Raw genomic sequence first — 17,586 nt, 5'->3', positions numbered from 1 at the left:
CTTGTTCACTCCGCAGCCGGCCGGAACTGAGCATGCTCGGTGGACTCGTGCATTGCCGTTGTCGACGAAAGCCCCCCGGTAATCGCCATGGACACCGCATCGAAATAGCCTGTGCCGACTTCGCGTTGATGCTTGGTGGCCGTATAGCCATTGATCTCGGTAGCGAACTCCGCCTCCTGCAGCTCCGAATAGGCTGCCATCTGACGATCACGGTAGCCGCGCGCCAGCTCGAACATGCCGAAATTCAGCTGGTGGAAGCCGGCAAGCGTGATGAACTGGAACTTGTAGCCCATTGCCCCCAGTTCGCGCTGGAACTTGGCGATCGTCGCGTCGTCGAGGTTCTTTTTCCAGTTGAAGGACGGCGAGCAGTTATAGGCGAGCATCTTGCCCGGATGCACCTTGTGCACGCCCTCCGCAAACCGCCGCGCCTGTTCCAGGTCCGGTTTCGAGGTTTCGCACCAGATGAGATCGCAATAGGGCGCATACGCGACGGCGCGGGCGATGCAGGGCTCCAGTCCGTTGCGAATGCGGTAGAATCCTTCCGGTGTCCGACCGGCCTCATAGTCGACAAACGGCTGGTCGCGCTCATCGATATCCGACGTCAACAGCTTCGCCGCCTCCGCATCTGTGCGGGCAATGACCAGCGTCGGCACGCCCATGACGTCGGCTGCGAGACGCGCTGCCGTCAGGTTGCGAATATGCGCGGCGGTCGGGATCAGCACCTTGCCGCCCAGATGGCCGCATTTCTTCTCCGATGCCAGTTGGTCCTCGAAATGGACGCCGGCAGCGCCCGCCTCGATGAACGCCTTCATGATCTCGAAGGCGTTGAGCGGCCCGCCGAAACCTGCTTCCGCATCGGCAACGATCGGCGCGAACCATGTGTCGACCGAAAGGCCCTTGCCCTCCGCCGTCTCGATCTGGTCGGCGCGTTGCAGGGTGCGGTTGATGCGGCGCGCCAGTTCCGGCGCGGCATTGGCCGGATAGAGCGACTGATCGGGATACATGGAGGATGCGGTATTGCTGTCGGCGGCCACCTGCCAGCCGGAGAGATAGATCGCCTTCAACCCTGCGCGGACCTGCTGCATGGCCTGGTTGCCCGTCATGGCGCCCAGCGCATTGACGAAGTCTTCTTGCCTCAGCAGTGACCACAGCCGGTTGGCGCCCTGTTCCGCCAGCGAATAACGGATCTCGATCGAGCCACGCAGCCGCTGCACGTCCTCAGCGGAATAGGGACGGCTGATGCCGTCGAAACGTCCGTCAGGTGCATTGGCTACGAGCTTGTAAAAATCTGTCATTTATCTCTCTCCCACTTGGATTGAACATCTGGACACGCACAGGATGTTCTGTGAAAGATTTACAGTATTGCCGGTAGGCATGCTATAAGCTGCTGAGATTAAACGGGTTATGATGTCACGACTTACACAAGGTGTCCGGTGAATTTGTAAAAATTGTAAAAGAGACGAACTGTAAAAGCCTTTGACAGGAGGAGGTCGAATGGCGGAACGGAAAGTATTCGCGGGCGGGCGCGTTCGGCGCGTACGCCAGGGGCTGGGCCTGACCCAGACGGCGCTCGCGGCCGATCTCGGCATCTCGCCGTCCTATCTCAACCTGATCGAGCGCAACCAGCGGCCGCTGACCGTACAGCTGCTTCTGAAGCTCGCCTCGGTCCACAAGGTCGATCTCGAAGCGCTGCAGGGGGAGGGCGGCGGCCTCGATACCCAGCTTCGCGAGGTCTTCGCCGATCCGCTCCTGGCCGGCGAGATCCCGGGCGACCAAGAGATCATCGAGGTGGCGGAAGCCGCGCCCAATGCCGCACTTGCGACCGTCAAGCTGTATCGCGCCTATAAAGAGCAGGCGCAGCGCCTTTCGGATCTCGCGGCGGTTCTGGCCCGCGAAGGCCATGAACTGTCGGTCACTGGCAGCCGCATGCCGATCGACGAGGTGCGCCAGGCATTCGAACGACGCCCCAACTTCTTCTCCCGTATCGAGGATGCCGCTGAAACTCTGGCGAAGAGCTTGGTGGCGGCAGATGAAATGCCCGTTGCCCTTCGTGCATGGCTGAAAACCGAGCGCGGCATCACGGTCCGCACGCTGCCTGCCCATGTCATGCCGACGCTGCGCCGTCGTTATGACCGCCACAGCATGCGTCTCTTTCTCTCCGAACGCCTGTCACCCTTCGATCGTAACCGGGAACTCGCGATGGAAGTGTCGCTTCTGGCGTTTCATGCGGAGATTGATGCGGAACTGGATGGGCTTTCGCTCCACACGGCGGAAGCACGTCGCATCGCCCGCTTCGAGCTCGGCCGCTATGCCGCCCATGCGCTGCTGATGCCCTATGGCGACTTTCTCGCCGCCGCCCGCCGTGCCCGCTGGGATATCGACGTGCTGCGCGCCCGCTTCGATGTCTCCTTCGAGCAGGCCGCCAACCGGCTGACCTCGCTCTGTCGGCCGGACGCGCCGGGCCTTCCCTTCTTCATCATGGAAATCGACCACGCCGGCAATGCCGTCCGGCGGGCAGGGGCGCAAGGATTTCCCCAATCGCGCTTCGGCGGGCTCTGTCCTAAACTCGGCATCCATTCTGCTTTCGCCGAGCCCGGCCGCATCCTCGTCGACAGGGTGGAAATGCCGGATGGCCACGCCTTCCTGACGCTTTCGCGGACGCTGGAAGGACCGCAGGCAGATTTCGGCGAGCGCATCCGCCGCACCGCTCTTCTGATCGGCTGCGATGTCGCTTTTGCCGATGATCTCGTTTATGCGGCCGCACTGCCTGCGTCGCCGGTTTCGGTCGCCATCGGCCCAGCCTGTCGCATCTGCGAGCGCAAGGCCTGCCTGTCCCGCGCCGAGCCGCCGATCACCCGTCCGCTCGGGCTCGATGAAATGGTGACGGGCCTCAGCGCCTTCGACTTTCAATAGGGACTGCAAGAAGCCTGGGGAGGAAGTTTTATCGCACCGCACATTCCCACTTGTGGCTCGGAAAAATCCTTTCTACTCTGCCTTAAAAGATGAGGGAATTTTTCCCCGAATAATGGCGGCGGGAAAAGCCGGAACAGGAGAAATCATGAGAAACCATCTACTTGGCCTTGCTGCCGCGCTCATGGCGTCGGTCTTCGCTTCGGGCGCCTCGGCCCAGGAGAAGGTTGTCCATGTCTACAACTGGTCGGACTATATCGACGAGTCGATCCTTGAGGATTTCACAAAGGAAACCGGCATCAAGGTCGTCTATGACGTCTTCGACAGCAACGATCTCGTGGAGACCAAGCTTCTGGCCGGCGGTTCCGGCTACGATGTCGTCGTCCCGACCGGTCCGTTTCTTGCCCGCCAGATCCAGGCCGGCGTGTTCCAGAAGCTCGACAAGTCCAAGCTGCCGAACATGACGAACCTCTGGCCGATGGTCAGCGAGCGTCTTGCCAAATATGATCCCGGCAACGAATACGCCATCAACTACATGTGGGGCACGACCGGTATCGGCTACAATGTCGATAAGGTGAAGGCAGCCCTCGGCGACGTGCCGATCGACAGCTGGGATGTTCTCTTCAAGCCGGAAAATGCCGAGAAGCTCAAGTCCTGCGGCATCAACATCCTCGATGCATCCGACGAGACCTTCGCGATCGCCATGAACTACATTGGCAAGAACCCGGACAGCAAGGAACAGGCTGACCTGGAAGCCGGTGGCGATGTCTACAAGGCAATCCGTCCTTTCGTGAAGACCTTCAATGCGTCGGCCTATATCGATGAGCTCGCCAACGGCGACAGCTGCATCACCATCGGCTGGTCGGGCGATGTCCTGCAGGCGAAATCGCGCGCCGAGGAGGCCGGCAACGGCGTCAAGGTCGAGTTCGTCATCCCGAAGGAAGGCACCTACATGTGGTTCGACAACCTCGCGATCCCGGCGGACGCGAAGAATGTCGAGGAAGCCCATGCCTTCATCAACTACCTGATGAAGCCGGAAGTGATCGCCAAGGCCTCCAACTACGTCCAGTATGCGAACGGCAACCTTGCCTCGCAGCAGTTCATCGACAAGGAAGTCCTGGAGAACCCGTCGGTCTACCCGCCGGAAGAGGTGATCTCGAAGCTGTTCACCATCTCGCCCTACGGCCCCCGCGAACAGCGCGTGCTGAACCGGGTCTGGACGCAGGTCAAAACCGGCAGCTGATCGCCGATATCGCAAGGGCGGGCATTGACCCGCCCTTTTCATTTGCAAGACGAGCTGGGGCAAGGCATGGCGAAATCTCTCGGACCGGTAAAACGCAAATTCTCTCCCTGGACCGATCCGCAGGCGGTGCCCTTCATCCGCTTCGAGAACATAACCAAGAAGTTCGGTAACTTCACCGCCGTCAATAACCTGACGCTGGATATCTACGAGCGGGAGTTCTTCTCGCTGCTCGGCCCGTCCGGTTGCGGCAAGACCACGCTGATGCGCATGCTCGCCGGCTTCGAGGAGCCGACCGAGGGCCGTATCCTGCTTCAGGGACAGGATATCCGTGGCGTCCCACCCTATCGCCGCCCCACCAACATGATGTTCCAGTCCTATGCGCTCTTCCCCCATATGACGGTGGAGAAGAACATCGCCTTCGGCCTGCAGCAGGACAACATGCCGAAGGGCGAGATCGAGGCGCGCGTTCAGGAAATGCTGAAACTCGTCAAGCTGGAAGAGTTCGCCAGGCGCAAGCCGAACCAGCTCTCGGGCGGCCAGCGCCAGCGCGTGGCGCTCGCCCGGTCGCTCGCCAAGCGCCCCAAGGTTCTGCTTCTCGACGAGCCGCTCGGCGCGCTCGACAAGAAGCTGCGCGAGGAAACCCAGTTCGAGCTGATGGACCTGCAGCACACGCTCGGCCTCACCTTTCTTATCGTCACCCATGACCAGGAAGAGGCGATGACCGTGTCCGACCGTATCGCGGTCATGGACAAGGGCATCATCATGCAGGTGGCGACACCTGCGGAAATCTACGAGGCGCCGAACAGCCGCTATGTCGCGGACTTCATCGGCGACATCAACATCCTCGAAGGCTCGATCACCGACACGGCAAGTGCGCTCGGCGCGCCCGGCACGGTGAAGATCGAGAGCGACGGCCTCTCCATCGCCGTCGACCAGGAATGCCAGGCGGTGAAAGGTGACAAGGTCGCCTTCGCCATCCGCCCGGAAAAGGTGCGTATTTCTCCCGATGCGCCGGCCGACCTGTCGGCCAACTGCTTCTATGGCGAAGTATGGGATATCGGCTATCTCGGCGATTTCTCGCTCTTCATCGTCCGCTCAGAGGATGGCCGCCTGATGCGTGCCGCCCAGGCGAACATTTCCCGTCTCGTCGATCGTCCGATTACCTTCGGCGACATGGTCTGGCTCACCTGGTCGCGCGATGCCGGCCTTGTCCTGACACGCTAGGGAAGGGGAGAGCGAAGATGGCAAGCGTCGCTGAAACCAATCCTCCCGCAGCCAATGCCGGCGGTCCTTCCTGGACGCGCTGGCTCGTGGTCGTTGTGCCTTATGTCTGGCTGCTGCTGTTCTTCGTAGCGCCCTTCCTGATCATTCTGAAGATCTCGCTGTCGGACACGGCGATCGCCATGCCGCCCTATCTGCCGACCTTCGATGGTTTCGGCGAGATCGGTGATTCCCTCTCGCAGCTGGATTTCGAGAACTACATCTTCCTGACGGATGATCCGCTCTACATCATGTCCTATCTGTCGTCGCTCAGGATCGCGGCGATCTCGACATTGCTGCTGCTGCTGATCGGCTATCCGATGGCGCTCGCCATGGCCCGTGCGCCGAGCTCGATCCGGCCGACCCTCGTCATGCTCGTCATTCTGCCATTCTGGACCTCGTTCCTGATCCGCGTCTATGCCTGGATCGGCATCCTCAAGCCGGATGGCCTGCTGACGCTGCTTCTGCAGACGATCGGCCTCATGGGACCCGATCAGCAGGTGCAGATCTTCCGCACCGACACGGCCGTCTTCATCGGCATCGTCTATTCCTATCTGCCTTTCATGGTCCTGCCGCTCTATGCGGCGCTGGAAAAGATGGACAATACGCTGCTCGAAGCGGCGAGCGATCTCGGCTGCCCGCCCTGGAAGGCCTTCTGGAAGATTACCTTCCCACTGTCCCTGCCGGGCGTCATCGCCGGCTCAATGATCTGCTTCATCCCGATCACCGGCGAGTTCGTCATTCCTGATCTGCTCGGCGGCGCCGACACGCTGATGATCGGCAAGACGCTGTGGACGGAATTCTTCGGCAACCGCGACTGGCCGCTCGCCTCCGCAGTCGCCGTCATCCTGCTGATCATGCTCGTCGTGCCAATCGCCATCTTCCAGAACCAGCAGAAGAAGGTGGTCTGATGAAATCCTCGCGCTTCGACGTCACGGTCCTGACCCTGGGCTTCGCCTTCCTCTACATCCCGATCATCATCCTGATCGTCTATTCCTTCAACGCCTCGCGGCTGGTCACAGTCTGGGGCGGGTTTTCGCTGCACTGGTACACGGCCATGTGGTCCAACCAGGGCCTGATGGACGCCGCATGGGTGACGGCCCGCGTCGGCGTCCTGAGCGCCACGCTCGGCACCATTCTCGGCACGCTGGCGGCCCTGTCACTCACCCGCTTCACGCGCTTTCCCGGCCGCATGCTGTTTTCCGGCATGATCTATGCGCCGCTCGTCATGCCGGAAGTCATCACCGGCCTGTCCATGCTGCTGCTCTTCGTCGCGCTCAATGTCGATCGCGGCTTCTGGACGGTCACCATAGCCCACACGACCTTCACCATGTGCTACGTCGCGATCGTCGTGCAGTCGCGGCTCTTGACCTTCGACCGCAGCCTGGAGGAGGCCGCGCTCGATCTCGGCTGCCCGCCGGTGAAAACGTTCTTCAAAATCACCCTGCCGCTGATCTTCCCGGCCGTCATCGCCGGCTGGATGCTTGCCTTCACCCTGTCGCTAGACGATCTTGTGATCGCCAGCTTCAACACCGGTCCGGGCGCCACGACGCTGCCGATCAAGATCTATTCGCAGGTCCGCCTCGGCGTGACGCCCGAGATCAACGCGATCTGCACCATCCTGATCGCGCTCGTCACCGTCGGCGTCATCTGCGCCTCGCTCAGCACCAAGCGGGCCGAGGTGAAGCGGATCCGCGACGAGCATCTCGCGGTGCGCGGTGCGACCTGATTATTCGCCCGGTTTCTGGCCGGGCGCTGCGGTCGGCCAGAAGACCGGGCTCGGCCACGCGCCGCCGATGAAGAAATGGAGCGGCTTGTCGGTGCCGGCTTTCGGCGCCACGGTCGCCGAAAGCGCAAAGCTGCGGTTCACCAGCGGCACGGCACCCGTCATCGTCACCACGTCATTCGTTCCGGTGATCTGCGCCTCGCGAATGTCGGCGATCCCGTCATGGACGACTGCGCTCGCCTTGATGCTTTCAAACTCGAGCGATCCATTGGACGCCTCGCCAAGCGCGAAATAGGATTTCTGCCCGGCAAGTTGCCGGATGGTCGAAAGGTTCAGCCCGTCGAGTCGACCGGCGCCGGAATTGAACTGCATGGTGCCGACCGCGGCATTCCATGCATCCCGGTTGAGCGGGCGCGGCAGGTCAAGCGACAGGTCGAACGTGCCCTGCGTCGCCGGCACCGGTCCGGTCATGTTGAATTGCCTCGCGATCGCGGCGAAATCGGCACCCCGTAGCGAAAGTCGGATGGCAACGGCGTCGCGCTCGTCTTCCCTGATCGTGTTGACGCGGCCGGTGAGACGGCCGGGCTGCATATTGCCGTCGAGTATATCGAGGCGGAACTGCTGCCCCACATTCATGAGGCCGAGCGCGACGTCCTGCAACTGCACGGCGCCGAGTGCCGCCGTTCGGGCGGAGAGGCGCAGGTCCAGTTCCAGTCGTTTCACCAGAGGTGGAATACGGCCATCGTCATCATCACCGATGGCCGGCTCCATGGATTTCAGAAGGCGTAGGAAATCGATGTGATCGAAGGCCAGCGTGCCGGAAAGACGGGGCTGGCCCTGCGTCGGCGTGTCGACCTCGAGCAGGCCCGTCGCATGTTCATCGTTCAGCCCCAGCGACAGGTTCTCGAACCTCAGGTCGTCCCGGTCGGCGATGATTTTCGCCGTCGCGGATGCGGAAAACAGACCATCGGCCAGCGCCGGGTCGATATCCAGCCAGCGCAGGGCGGCCGGCATGTCCGACGTTCTCAACTCGGCATCGCCGGAGAAATAGCCGCGCAAGGAAAAGCTCGCCATGCCGTTAAAGCTGGCAAGACCGATATCGGTGGAGGCAAGCCCCCGGAACTGTCCGCCCCTGCCGCCCAGCAGCAGAAGCGGCTGGCTCGTGGAGACATCGAGCGCGATTTTCCGGCCGCGGAAGATCGTCTCCGCATTGATGTCGACGGCACCGGAAAGCTCCGGCCAGTCCATCGTGCCGTTGATCGCGTCGAATTGCATCGAGTGGCCGTCGGTCTCGTTGACGATCTCGATCGTGCCGTTGGTCACCTGCATTTCGCCGATTGGCGCATCGCGGTCTGCATCCAGCCGCTGGCCGCCATTCGCCTGGCCGACATGCGCGATCGCTTCCATCAGCAACCCGCCATTGGTCCATTCGAGCCCGCCCGTGCGGGTGCGGGTCAGCGTGACATGCGCGTTGGTGAGGTGGAAATTCTCGAAGACAGGCCGCCCGAGCAGCGCCTTGCCGAGATCGAAGGTGGCGGAAAGCTCGGCAATTTTCGCCAGCGTCTTCTCGCCCTTGCCGGTGTCCCGATGGATGGTGACGTCGGTGAGCGTGACTTCCGGATGCGGCCAGAAGCGAATCCGCGAAACTTCGCCGATCGTCGCGTTGTGCCCGGTCCACTGCGATACCGAATTCTCCATGCTTTCCCTCACCACGAGGGTGGAGATCATGAAGGGCGCGGCGATGCGAAAGACGATGCCCAGGACGATGAGGACCGCCATCGATACGAGCAGCACCCGGCCGAACGGCCGGTTGGCGTGCCTGCGGAGGGTGTCGACGGCGGTTTTCAGCATGGACAGGCGCATATAGGAAATGTCGGCAGGGCGCAAATGGCCATGAAGGTGACGGCAACGCCATGCTTTATGGTCGGGAGCGACATGCTATACATCGCTCGTCGCGGCAATGCACCCCGCCGTGGCACGAGGAGGAAAGGGAGGTCCATGCTCGATCAGGAAAAGCCGCTTTGGATGCCGTCGGAGGAGGAGCAGCGCAATGCACCGCTCTACCGCTTCATCGAATGGTGCGAGACGCGCCATGGGGTCGACTTCCCCGATTATGACGCTTTCCATCTGTGGTCGACGAGCGAGCGCGGCACCTTCTGGTCGGATCTCTGGGATTTCTGCGAGGTCAAAGGTGAGCGCGGTGAAACGGCGCTGGTCAATGGCGACGACATGCTGGAGGCTCGCTTCTTTCCCGATGCCCGTCTGAATTTCGCGGAAAACCTGCTCGTCCATTCGGACAGGCAGGGCGAGGCGCTGATCTTCCGCGGCGAGGACAAGGCGCATGACAGCTGGACCTGGGCCCGGCTGGCCTCGGAGGTCTCGCGGCTGCAGCAGGCGTTTCGCGATATGGGGATCGGCGAGGGCGATCGCGTCGCGGCGATGATGCCGAACATGCCGGAAACCATCGCCTGCATGCTGGCGGCGGCCTCGCTCGGCGCCATCTGGTCATCCTGCTCGCCCGATTTCGGCGAACAGGGCGTGCTCGACCGTTTCGGCCAGATCGAACCGAAACTGTTCATCGCCTGCGACGGCTATTGGTACAACGGCAAGCGGCAGGACGTGTCGGCCAAGCTGAAGGCGGTGGCCGCAAAGCTCGGCGCCCAGGTCATCGTTGTACCCTATGCCGGCCCGGAGGATGGCGACGCGGCAACGCTCGCCGTTTCAGTGGACGGCGCGCGCGTCTATCTCGATGTCGTCAACGCCTATGCCGACAAGCCGCTCGAATTCACACGGCTTCCCTTCTCCCACCCGCTCTACATCCTGTTTTCCTCCGGCACGACCGGCATTCCCAAATGCATCGTCCATTCGGCCGGCGGCACGCTTCTGCAGCATCTGAAGGAGCACCGGTTCCATTGCAGCATCGAGCCGGGTGAACGACTTTTCTATTTCACCACCTGCGGCTGGATGATGTGGAACTGGCTGGTCTCGGGCCTCGCGGTCGGCGCCACCCTCTGCCTCTTCGACGGCTCGCCCTTTGCCCCAAGCGGCAACGTCCTGTTCGATTATGCCGCCGAGGAGCGTTTCGCAGTGTTCGGTACGTCGGCGAAATATATCGATGCCGTACGAAAGTCGGGCATCGTGCCGAAGGAGAGCCATGATCTCTCAGCACTTCGCCTGATGACCTCCACCGGTTCGCCGCTGTCGCCGGAAGGCTTCTCCTTCGTTTACGAGGCTATCAAGGGCGATATCCACCTCGCTTCCATCTCGGGCGGCACGGACATCGTCTCCTGCTTCGTGTTGGGCAACCCGCTGAAGCCGGTCTGGAAAGGCGAGATCCAGGGGCCGGGCCTCGGCCTCGCGGTCGATGTCTGGGACGAGGAGGGCAGGCCGGTGCGCGGCGAAAAGGGCGAGCTTGTCTGCACCAGGGCCTTCCCCTCCATGCCGCTGATGTTCTGGAACGATCCGGACAAGGCGAAATATCGCGCCGCCTATTTCGAGCGTTTCGACAACATCTGGTGCCACGGCGATTTCGCCGAATGGACCTCTCATGGCGGCCTCATCATCCACGGGCGCTCGGATGCGACACTCAATCCCGGCGGCGTGCGCATCGGCACGGCGGAGATCTACAACCAGGTCGAACAGATGGAGGAGGTCGCCGAGGCGATCTGCATCGGCCAGGACTGGCAGGACGATGTCCGCGTCGTGCTCTTCGTGCGGCTTGCCGATGGACGGGCGCTGGACGAGGATCTAGCAAAGGCGATCAGGAACCGCATCCGAAGCGGTGCATCCCCGCGCCATGTCCCGGCCAAGATCATCCAGGTGGCCGATATTCCCCGCACCAAATCCGGCAAGATCGTCGAGCTTGCGGTGCGCGACATCGTCCATGGAAGGCAGGTCAGGAACAAGGAGGCGCTGGCCAATCCGGATGCGCTATCGCTCTTCGAAAACCTTGCTGAGCTTGAACATTGAGGCTGCCCGTGTCCGCAATGATCCGGAACGGGACATGGTTAAGCTCTTGTTGATGGACGTTCCTCAAACTTGTGCCGCTTGCCCGGATTGGATGTATAGTTCAATCGGGCGATGAGCTTCCGGGACATGAGGTCTGGCATCCTATCGTCGTTGGACAGCATTACCTCTCCAAAGGCAGCAATATGCTGCCTTTCTTTTTACGCCCAAGTGCACGCATGGCGCGCAGGGTGTCGTAAAAAATCGCGCGTCAGCTGGCCAGTACGCGCTGCGACGGGAAGGTTACCTCGACCAGGGTCCCCTCGTTTGGTGCCGAGGTGATGTTGAAGCTCGCCCGGTTTGCATCCACCATCGCCTTTGTCAGCGGCAGGCCGAGACCCGTGCCGTCGCCCCGGTTGCGCGATGCGCCCGGCACCTGGCGGAACGGCTTCATCGCCAGTTCAAGCTCCGCGCGGCTCATGCCAATGCCGGTATCGCGGATCCGAAGCACGACGCTGCCATTTGCCTCATAGCCTGTGGAGACCACGATCTGCCCGCCCGACGGGGTGAAGCGGATGGCGTTCGACAGGATATTGAGCACGATCTGCTTGATCGAGCGCAGGTCGGCGACGACCTGCGGCACGGACTGCGACAGCGCGGTGCGGATGATCACCCGCTGGCCATTGGCCTGCGGCTGCACCAGCGACACGGCTTCCGACACAGTCTCGTTCAGCCCGACGGCGGAAAAATCGAGATCCAGCTCGCCGGCTTCGATCTTGGAAATGTCGAGCAGGTCGTTGACGATATCGAGCACATGACGGCCCGAGCGGCCGATATCATTGGCATATTCCACATAGCGCGGGTGGCCGACCGGGCCGAGCCGTTCCGACCCCATCATGTCGGCAAAGCCGATGATGGCGTTGAGCGGCGTGCGGATCTCGTGGCTGACATGCGCCAGGAATTCGCTCTTATGGGCATTGGCCGTTTCGGCCGCGCGCTTTGCCGCCCGCAATTCGTCTTCGGTCCGCTTCCACTGGGTAATGTCGCGGATCACGGCGCAGAAGCCGTTGGAGGAGGTCAACCGGCCGATCGTCATGAACAGCGGAATGAAGCCGCCCGACGCCTCGCGGCCGATCACTTCGCGGCCGTCGTTGAGCACGCTCGCGACGCCGGTGCCCGAAAGGCCGCCGAGATAATCCACCACGGCCCGCTGGCTCTCATGCGCAAACAGCGTCACGAAGGGCTGGCCGTTGATTTCCTCGCCATCGAAATTGAACAGCGCACTGGCCGCCCGGTTCATGGAGCGCACTTCGCCGCCAGAACCGATAATCACCACGCCGTCCGTCGCCGTCTCCAGTATGGCGCGCAGTTCCTCGACCTCGACCTGCAGCTTCACCAATTGGTCTGCGGCGCGCAGCGCATTCAGCGGAACGACATCGACTTCCGTTTCGTCCGTATCCACCGCTTCCGGTGTTGCGACCGGCATCAGCGCCAGCATCAGGGCGGCCGCATCGTTCCAGCGGATCGATTGCAACCGCGCCGTCACCGGCACGATCGCGTCGTCGGCGCGAACCACGACCATGCTGCCAGCCTCGGCCCCCCGGCCTTCCAGCTCCTGGCGCTGCAGCAGCGCGTCGAGCCCGCCGACGTCCGACAGTGCCTCGAGCGAGGCATAGCCGGTCAATGTCAGGAACTCCGGATTGGCGTGGATCAGCACGTCCCCGGCATGCACCAGCAGCGCTACCGGCATCTGGTCGACGATCTCGGCGGACAGACCGGTCCGTTCCCGGCCCGACAGCATCAAGGCATAGGCTTCCGCCTCCACCGAGCGGGCGGGCTCCTCAACGGGAACCTCGCCCTGCGTCTCTGCTACCGGCTCTTCCGCTTCGGCGTCGTCCGCCTCTTCCGGCACGGCCGTGTCATGCATGTCGCCCGACACGCTCGACAAGTCGTCGGCTTCCGTCGCTTCCGGCTCGATGCTCCGCTCGTCGCCGGTCATCTCATCGTCAGCTGCGGCTCCTTCAGCGATGGCCTGCGCGGTCGCTTCCTCGGCCGTCATTCCGGCCGGGGCATCGTCCGACAACTCGTCTTCTGCCTGTTCTTCGGCAGCCTGCCTCTGTTGCGCTTCGTCGTCACCCGTCGCGGCGATCGGGTCTTCGCCGGCAGGCGAGGGCAGCTCGATATCGCCGGACTGAACCTCATCCGCTAGATCGTCACGGTTGCCCGCTCCATCATCCTGACCGGAAGGGGAAATCGCATCGTCTTCCGAACGCTCGGTCTCTTCGCCGAAACCGGCTGAAGGCGAATTTTCTACCTTTTTGGCATCTTCGCCTTCGGCTTCATCCGATGGCCGGGCGATCGTGTCGAGACGTCGTCCGATCTCGTGGAATGCTGCCTGCTCGCCCGGGCTCAACCGCGAGCGACGCTCCTCCAGCTGGATCACCTTGTCGGAATGTTCCCTTGCGGGCGTCTCGACCAGCCTCAGGGCCGGCTTTTCGCCCACCGGCCATTCATCCGACGAGACCTCATCGTCTTCATCCGAGACATCGGCATTCCCGCTGGATGCGGCGTCGTTTTCATTTGACGCGAAAGCCGGAACCGGATCATCGGAAGCGATGGCCTCGTCTTTACCGAGATGGTCTCCGGCGGTATCGCGCTCTTCCGCCTCTCCGCGGATTTCCTCGTCCCGATACTCGTCCTGCTCCAGGGCAGCGGTGCCGCTTTCGGCAGCCTCGGCGCCTGCAAGCGGCACAGAGCTCACAGCCTTATCGACAGGCGCCGATCCGAGCGAAAGCCCGGCCGCATTCGGATCTTCGGCCGCATCCGCCAGGCGCACGATCCCGAAGCCGCGGAAGCCGTCGAATTCACGCGTCCTTGTATAGGTCGGCAGGGCGGCGAGATCGACCGGCACGACCAGCGACGTGCCTTCGACCGGCCACCAGATGGTCTTGCCCGACCATGTGTCGCGCTTGCCGAGAAGCTCGCCGATCTTGCCGTCCGGATCGAGATTGAAAAGCGCTGCGAGATCGGAAAACGCCATGCCGGCAATGTCGGCCGCATGCGGGCCGACGGCCTCGGCGAACTCTTTGGAGATCTCGCTGAAATGGCCGCTCGCATCGATCTTCCAGACGAAGCGCACAGCGCGCATCTGGCGCACGTCAGGCTGCTCCGAAACGGCGGCCTCGGCGAGTTCTTCGGCCGGCGCCAACTGATCGGAAGCGATGGCGGCCTCGGCTATTTGTTCGGTCGCGGAAACTTCGGTTGCCACTTCCTGGATCGGATCCGCATCGCCACCGGCATCCGCCGAGACCAGCTGATCATCATCCGCCTCAGACGATGTGTCTTCGGCCTCGTCTTCCTCAGCGTCCGCTTGCTCGACGTGTTCTTCGGCCGCCGCGTATTCGGGCACGAGCTCTTCCAGCGGCGCGGCCGTCTCCGAGACCTCGGTCTCGGAGGAAACCATCGCCGCATCGTCGGTTTCGTCATCGCCGAGCGCGTCGTGCTCAGACGGATCGTCGTCTACCGCCTCTGCCTCTTCCGTGGCGTCGACAGTCTCGGCAGCCGTGTCGTTTGCCTCGCCTGCGACAGGCGCATCAAGGGTGTCGTCGAACTGCCAGTCACTCTCGGCATCCGAAGGCATGCCGTCGAGCGAGATTTCCTCTTCCGCCTCGGGATTTTCCTCGATCGCGGCAACGGCGTTCAGCGCGTCTTCGTAGTCGCTCCGCAGGTCATCCTCGACCACCGGCTCAGCCGGCACGTCAGCGAAAGGCTGCGCCGCACCGGCTGCGGCCACCGGCGCGACAACCGTGACGGCACTGCGCGTCCTGGCCATGCCGACAACGAAGAGAAGGTGAAGTGCGGGATCGTCCGATACCGTGCCGATCGCTGCCGGCAGGTAGCCGCTGGCGGTGGAAATCGGGCGCTTGATCAGCCGGTTCCGGTCGTTTCCGACCATTGATACCAGCATCCGGGCGGTCTGGGACGAGATGTTGAGGCCGGCAAACTCGCCCGATGAGGCGAGGATGCCGCCATCACCGTCGAGAACCGCCATATGGGTTTCCGGGTCGTCGAAACCTTCGATCAGTCGCGCCGCACGCTCGGCCAATGAAAGTTTCCGATTGTCGGCGGCCAGCGCCAGCATGATGCAGGTCTTGCCCTGGAAACGGATCATCTCGCAACTTGCCTGCACGGCGATGCGCGAGAAACCCGACGCGATGCGGATGGTGAATGTGCGCCGATCGCCAACGGCCTGCAGGGAGCGTGCAATCGGCTCCACCTGGCGGAACATCAGGTCGGAACGGTCGGCGCCTTGCTCGAGAAGATCGTAGATCGACGAGAAACCGAACAGCTGCGCACCGCGGCCGTTCGCCCAGCAGACGGTGCGAAGTTCAGGCGTGAATATCGCCACTGCCATACCTGCTGCAAAGGCTTCGCGGACACGCTCGTGTACGGCGAGGTCGATGAATGGGTATTGCACTTCCGACATGGGTAAACCTGTAAGTTCACATGTAGGGCGGGGATGCCCGCATCCTGGTTTGACATTAACCTCTTGTTAATATCCCGACCCCCTTCAAGGGTCCACAAGAGAGCATGGGAACGCGCAAACAAGGTTAATGTGGGTCGGGCTGTGCAAGACGCAATATGTTGCAATGCACAATGGCATCGGCTATATTTAGTGCAGACAGGGACGGCGATGCCTGTTTTTTCGCCGGACCGGATTTGTGCCAGATTCTGGGAGGAATGGTTTTGGCCTATACTGATGACATCTTCTCGTTTTCCGTTTTCGATCCTGCAAAGCTGACGCAGAGTTGGCGCGAATTTGCGGAAAAAGGCGCGAGCCATTCCCAGGACAGCTACGGTAAGATGAAATCGGCCGCGGAGGAAGCCTCCCGCACCATGGAATCCACAATCCATTCGGCCCAGGCCGGCACCATGGAAATGGGCCTGAAGGCGATCGACGCCTTTCGTGAAAATACCCAGGCGTCGCTTGCCCATATGGAAAGCCTGATGGGCGCGAAGTCGATGTCGGAAGTGCTGGAACTGCAGACGACCTTCGTTCGCAAGCAGGCCGAACTTTCCGTCGAGCAGGCGCGCGGCATGCAGGAAGCGGCCCGCAAGGTTGCCGACGAATTGTCGAAGCCCGGCCAGGAAGCGGCCGAAAAGGTTATGAACACCTTCAAGCCGTCCTGATCGGGTGGTCGCGCAGATGGCCGTATTCCACTGCCACTGCGGCGGCTCGGCGAGTTGGCCTTGAACCTCTACGCGGCGATATGCTCAAATTTTGTCGGCGGGCAGACTTGCAAATTCCATTCGATGGCCGTATGTGACCCCTCAATATCGCTGCGGCGATTTGTGCGGTTGTAGCTCAGTTGGTTAGAGCGCAGGTTTGTGGCACCTGAGGTCGGTGGTTCGACCCCACTCAACCGTACCATTCTTCTCTCCCGGAAAGTCTGATAGTCACAGGGACTTGCCGGGAGAGAAGAAAATTCCCTGCCGACGTCACCTCTCTTCCGCATTTATTATGGTTCCGAGCCCGCAGTCTCCCGCACATATTGCGTCGGGGGAACGCCGACGAACCGTGTGAAGGCGACGCTGAACGCACTGGCGGAGCCGTAGCCGACGCGGTCGGCAATTTCCTTGATACCACCTTCGCCGCGGCGCAGCAGGTTCTTGGCAAGCGCCATCCGCCAGGACAGCAAATATTCCATCGGCGCGACGCCCATCGCCCTGCGGAACCGGGCAAAAAAGACGGAACGCGACAATGCGGCTTCGCTTGCCAACTGCTCAACGCTCCAGTCTCGCCGCGGATCTTCATGCAGCTTCCGGATCGTGGCGGCCAGGCGTTCATCGGAAAGCCCGCGCATCAATCCCATAGGTGCGTCGCTGTCGGATACGAAGCGCAGCGCCTCGATCAGAAGCACTTCCAGCATCCGCGCCAGGATCATCTCGCGAGCCGGCTTTTCTTCGCGTGCCTCGTCCCTGATCAGCTGGACGATGGTCGCAAACCGCTTCTCGCCGCGCACATGAATGACTTTCGGAAGCAGAGAAACGAGCAGGGTCGCGTCCGGGGAACCGAAAGCGATGCCGCCGACCAGCATCCTGACATCCGCCGGACCATGCGGGTCGCCATGCCGCGTTTCGTCATCCAGCTTGGTCACGGCAAGTGGATCGCCGTCTCCCGTCTGAGTGTCATCAATGCCCGACATGACGAACCCGGCGGTTGCTGGAATCAGGATGAAATCGTCCTTCTGAAGCTCTATCGGCGACTGCCCGTCGAGCGTGAGAAGCGACGTGCCTTCCAGTATGACGGCAAAGAGCGGCCTGTGGGTAACGGACCCATCAACACGCCACGGGCCGGAGCCGCTCGCCATTTTCGAAAACGGCAGGCTGGGCTGCAGAAGAGCGACGACTTCGGCAAAGGGATCGGTCAACTCAGGACTCTTGAAAACGAAATGAGGACTTTCAATTATAGAACGTCCTGACTTCGATATCTACTTTCATG

At 62.0% G+C, this 17,586-nt stretch carries 11 protein-coding genes and 1 tRNA gene; 8 read left to right on the top strand and 4 right to left on the bottom strand.

The window, feature by feature from the left end:
• Positions 1–5: 5 nt before the first annotated feature.
• Entirely contained in the window at positions 6–1,295 is a 1,290-nt protein-coding gene (aceA, locus tag BM216_RS09110; protein WP_092998193.1) for an isocitrate lyase, read from the bottom strand.
• 199 nt (positions 1,296–1,494) lie between these two features.
• Here aceA and BM216_RS09105 point away from each other — a divergent pair, with 199 nt between their 5' ends.
• The 5 genes from BM216_RS09105 to BM216_RS09085 all read left to right on the top strand — a co-directional run bounded on the left by BM216_RS09105 (position 1,495) and on the right by BM216_RS09085 (position 7,142).
• Positions 1,495–2,913, top strand: a complete 1,419-nt coding sequence (locus BM216_RS09105) for a helix-turn-helix domain-containing protein (protein WP_092998191.1) — start codon at positions 1,495–1,497, stop codon at positions 2,911–2,913.
• 145 nt (positions 2,914–3,058) lie between these two features.
• Positions 3,059–4,153: a polyamine ABC transporter substrate-binding protein gene (locus tag BM216_RS09100; RefSeq protein ID WP_092998189.1), complete on the top strand. Its 1,095-nt coding sequence runs from the start codon at positions 3,059–3,061 to the stop codon at positions 4,151–4,153.
• Between the two features lie 66 nt (positions 4,154–4,219).
• Positions 4,220–5,377, top strand: coding sequence for an ABC transporter ATP-binding protein (locus BM216_RS09095; RefSeq protein ID WP_092998187.1), 1,158 nt, complete (start codon positions 4,220–4,222; stop codon positions 5,375–5,377).
• Positions 5,378–5,394: 17 nt separating this feature from the next.
• Positions 5,395–6,324 (top strand): ABC transporter permease subunit, encoded by a 930-nt coding sequence (locus BM216_RS09090; RefSeq protein ID WP_092998185.1) that lies wholly within the window; start codon positions 5,395–5,397, stop codon positions 6,322–6,324.
• Complete coding sequence (locus tag BM216_RS09085; RefSeq protein WP_092998183.1) at positions 6,324–7,142, top strand: ABC transporter permease; 819 nt, start codon at positions 6,324–6,326, stop codon at positions 7,140–7,142. Before BM216_RS09090 ends, BM216_RS09085 begins: the two co-directional genes overlap by 1 nt.
• Here the strand turns inward: BM216_RS09085 and BM216_RS09080 are convergent, their stop codons facing one another.
• A complete protein-coding gene (locus BM216_RS09080; RefSeq protein ID WP_177230742.1) occupies positions 7,143–8,990 on the bottom strand; it encodes an AsmA family protein in 1,848 nt (615 codons plus the stop codon).
• A gap of 147 nt (positions 8,991–9,137) precedes the next feature.
• Here BM216_RS09080 and BM216_RS09075 point away from each other — a divergent pair, with 147 nt between their 5' ends.
• Positions 9,138–11,108 carry an acetoacetate--CoA ligase gene (locus BM216_RS09075; RefSeq protein WP_092998179.1) on the top strand — a complete coding sequence of 657 codons (1,971 nt, stop codon included), beginning with the start codon at positions 9,138–9,140 and terminating at the stop codon, positions 11,106–11,108.
• Between the two features lie 247 nt (positions 11,109–11,355).
• On the opposite strand, the gene BM216_RS09070 is transcribed toward BM216_RS09075, so the two are convergent.
• A complete protein-coding gene (locus BM216_RS09070; protein WP_244530126.1) occupies positions 11,356–15,570 on the bottom strand; it encodes an ATP-binding protein in 4,215 nt (1,404 codons plus the stop codon).
• A 260-nt stretch (positions 15,571–15,830) separates the two neighbouring features.
• On the opposite strand from BM216_RS09070, the gene BM216_RS09065 reads away from it, so the two are divergent.
• Together BM216_RS09065 and BM216_RS09060 are read left to right on the top strand one after the other, a co-directional pair.
• The gene (locus tag BM216_RS09065; RefSeq protein ID WP_244530125.1) at positions 15,831–16,274 is read left to right on the top strand and encodes a phasin family protein; all 444 of its coding nucleotides are present in this window, start codon (positions 15,831–15,833) and stop codon (positions 16,272–16,274) included.
• A gap of 164 nt (positions 16,275–16,438) precedes the next feature.
• Positions 16,439–16,515 (top strand) — tRNA-His (locus BM216_RS09060).
• Between the two features lie 88 nt (positions 16,516–16,603).
• On the opposite strand, the gene BM216_RS09055 is transcribed toward BM216_RS09060, so the two are convergent.
• Complete coding sequence (locus BM216_RS09055; protein WP_092998174.1) at positions 16,604–17,515, bottom strand: AraC family transcriptional regulator; 912 nt, start codon at positions 17,513–17,515, stop codon at positions 16,604–16,606.
• Between the last annotated feature and the right edge of the window lie 71 nt (positions 17,516–17,586).

The sequence above is a fragment of the Rhizobium sp. NFR07 genome, assembly GCF_900111905.1.
Lineage (GTDB): Bacteria > Pseudomonadota > Alphaproteobacteria > Rhizobiales > Rhizobiaceae > Neorhizobium.
This window is presented reverse-complemented; position numbering and strand designations above follow the sequence as displayed.

Excerpts from the sequence above, each read along its gene's own strand:
- aceA (WP_092998193.1), bottom strand. The coding sequence starts at position 1,295 with ATGACAGATTTTTACAAGCTCGTAGCCAATGCACCTGACGGACGTTTC.
- BM216_RS09070 (WP_244530126.1), bottom strand. The coding sequence starts at position 15,570 with ATGTCGGAAGTGCAATACCCATTCATCGACCTCGCCGTACACGAGCGT.
- BM216_RS09100 (WP_092998189.1), top strand. The coding sequence starts at position 3,059 with ATGAGAAACCATCTACTTGGCCTTGCTGCCGCGCTCATGGCGTCGGTC.
- BM216_RS09090 (WP_092998185.1), top strand. The coding sequence starts at position 5,395 with ATGGCAAGCGTCGCTGAAACCAATCCTCCCGCAGCCAATGCCGGCGGT.
- BM216_RS09105 (WP_092998191.1), top strand. The coding sequence starts at position 1,495 with ATGGCGGAACGGAAAGTATTCGCGGGCGGGCGCGTTCGGCGCGTACGC.
- BM216_RS09075 (WP_092998179.1), top strand. The coding sequence starts at position 9,138 with ATGCTCGATCAGGAAAAGCCGCTTTGGATGCCGTCGGAGGAGGAGCAG.
- BM216_RS09095 (WP_092998187.1), top strand. The coding sequence starts at position 4,220 with ATGGCGAAATCTCTCGGACCGGTAAAACGCAAATTCTCTCCCTGGACC.
- BM216_RS09085 (WP_092998183.1), top strand. The coding sequence starts at position 6,324 with ATGAAATCCTCGCGCTTCGACGTCACGGTCCTGACCCTGGGCTTCGCC.
- BM216_RS09080 (WP_177230742.1), bottom strand. The coding sequence starts at position 8,990 with ATGCTGAAAACCGCCGTCGACACCCTCCGCAGGCACGCCAACCGGCCG.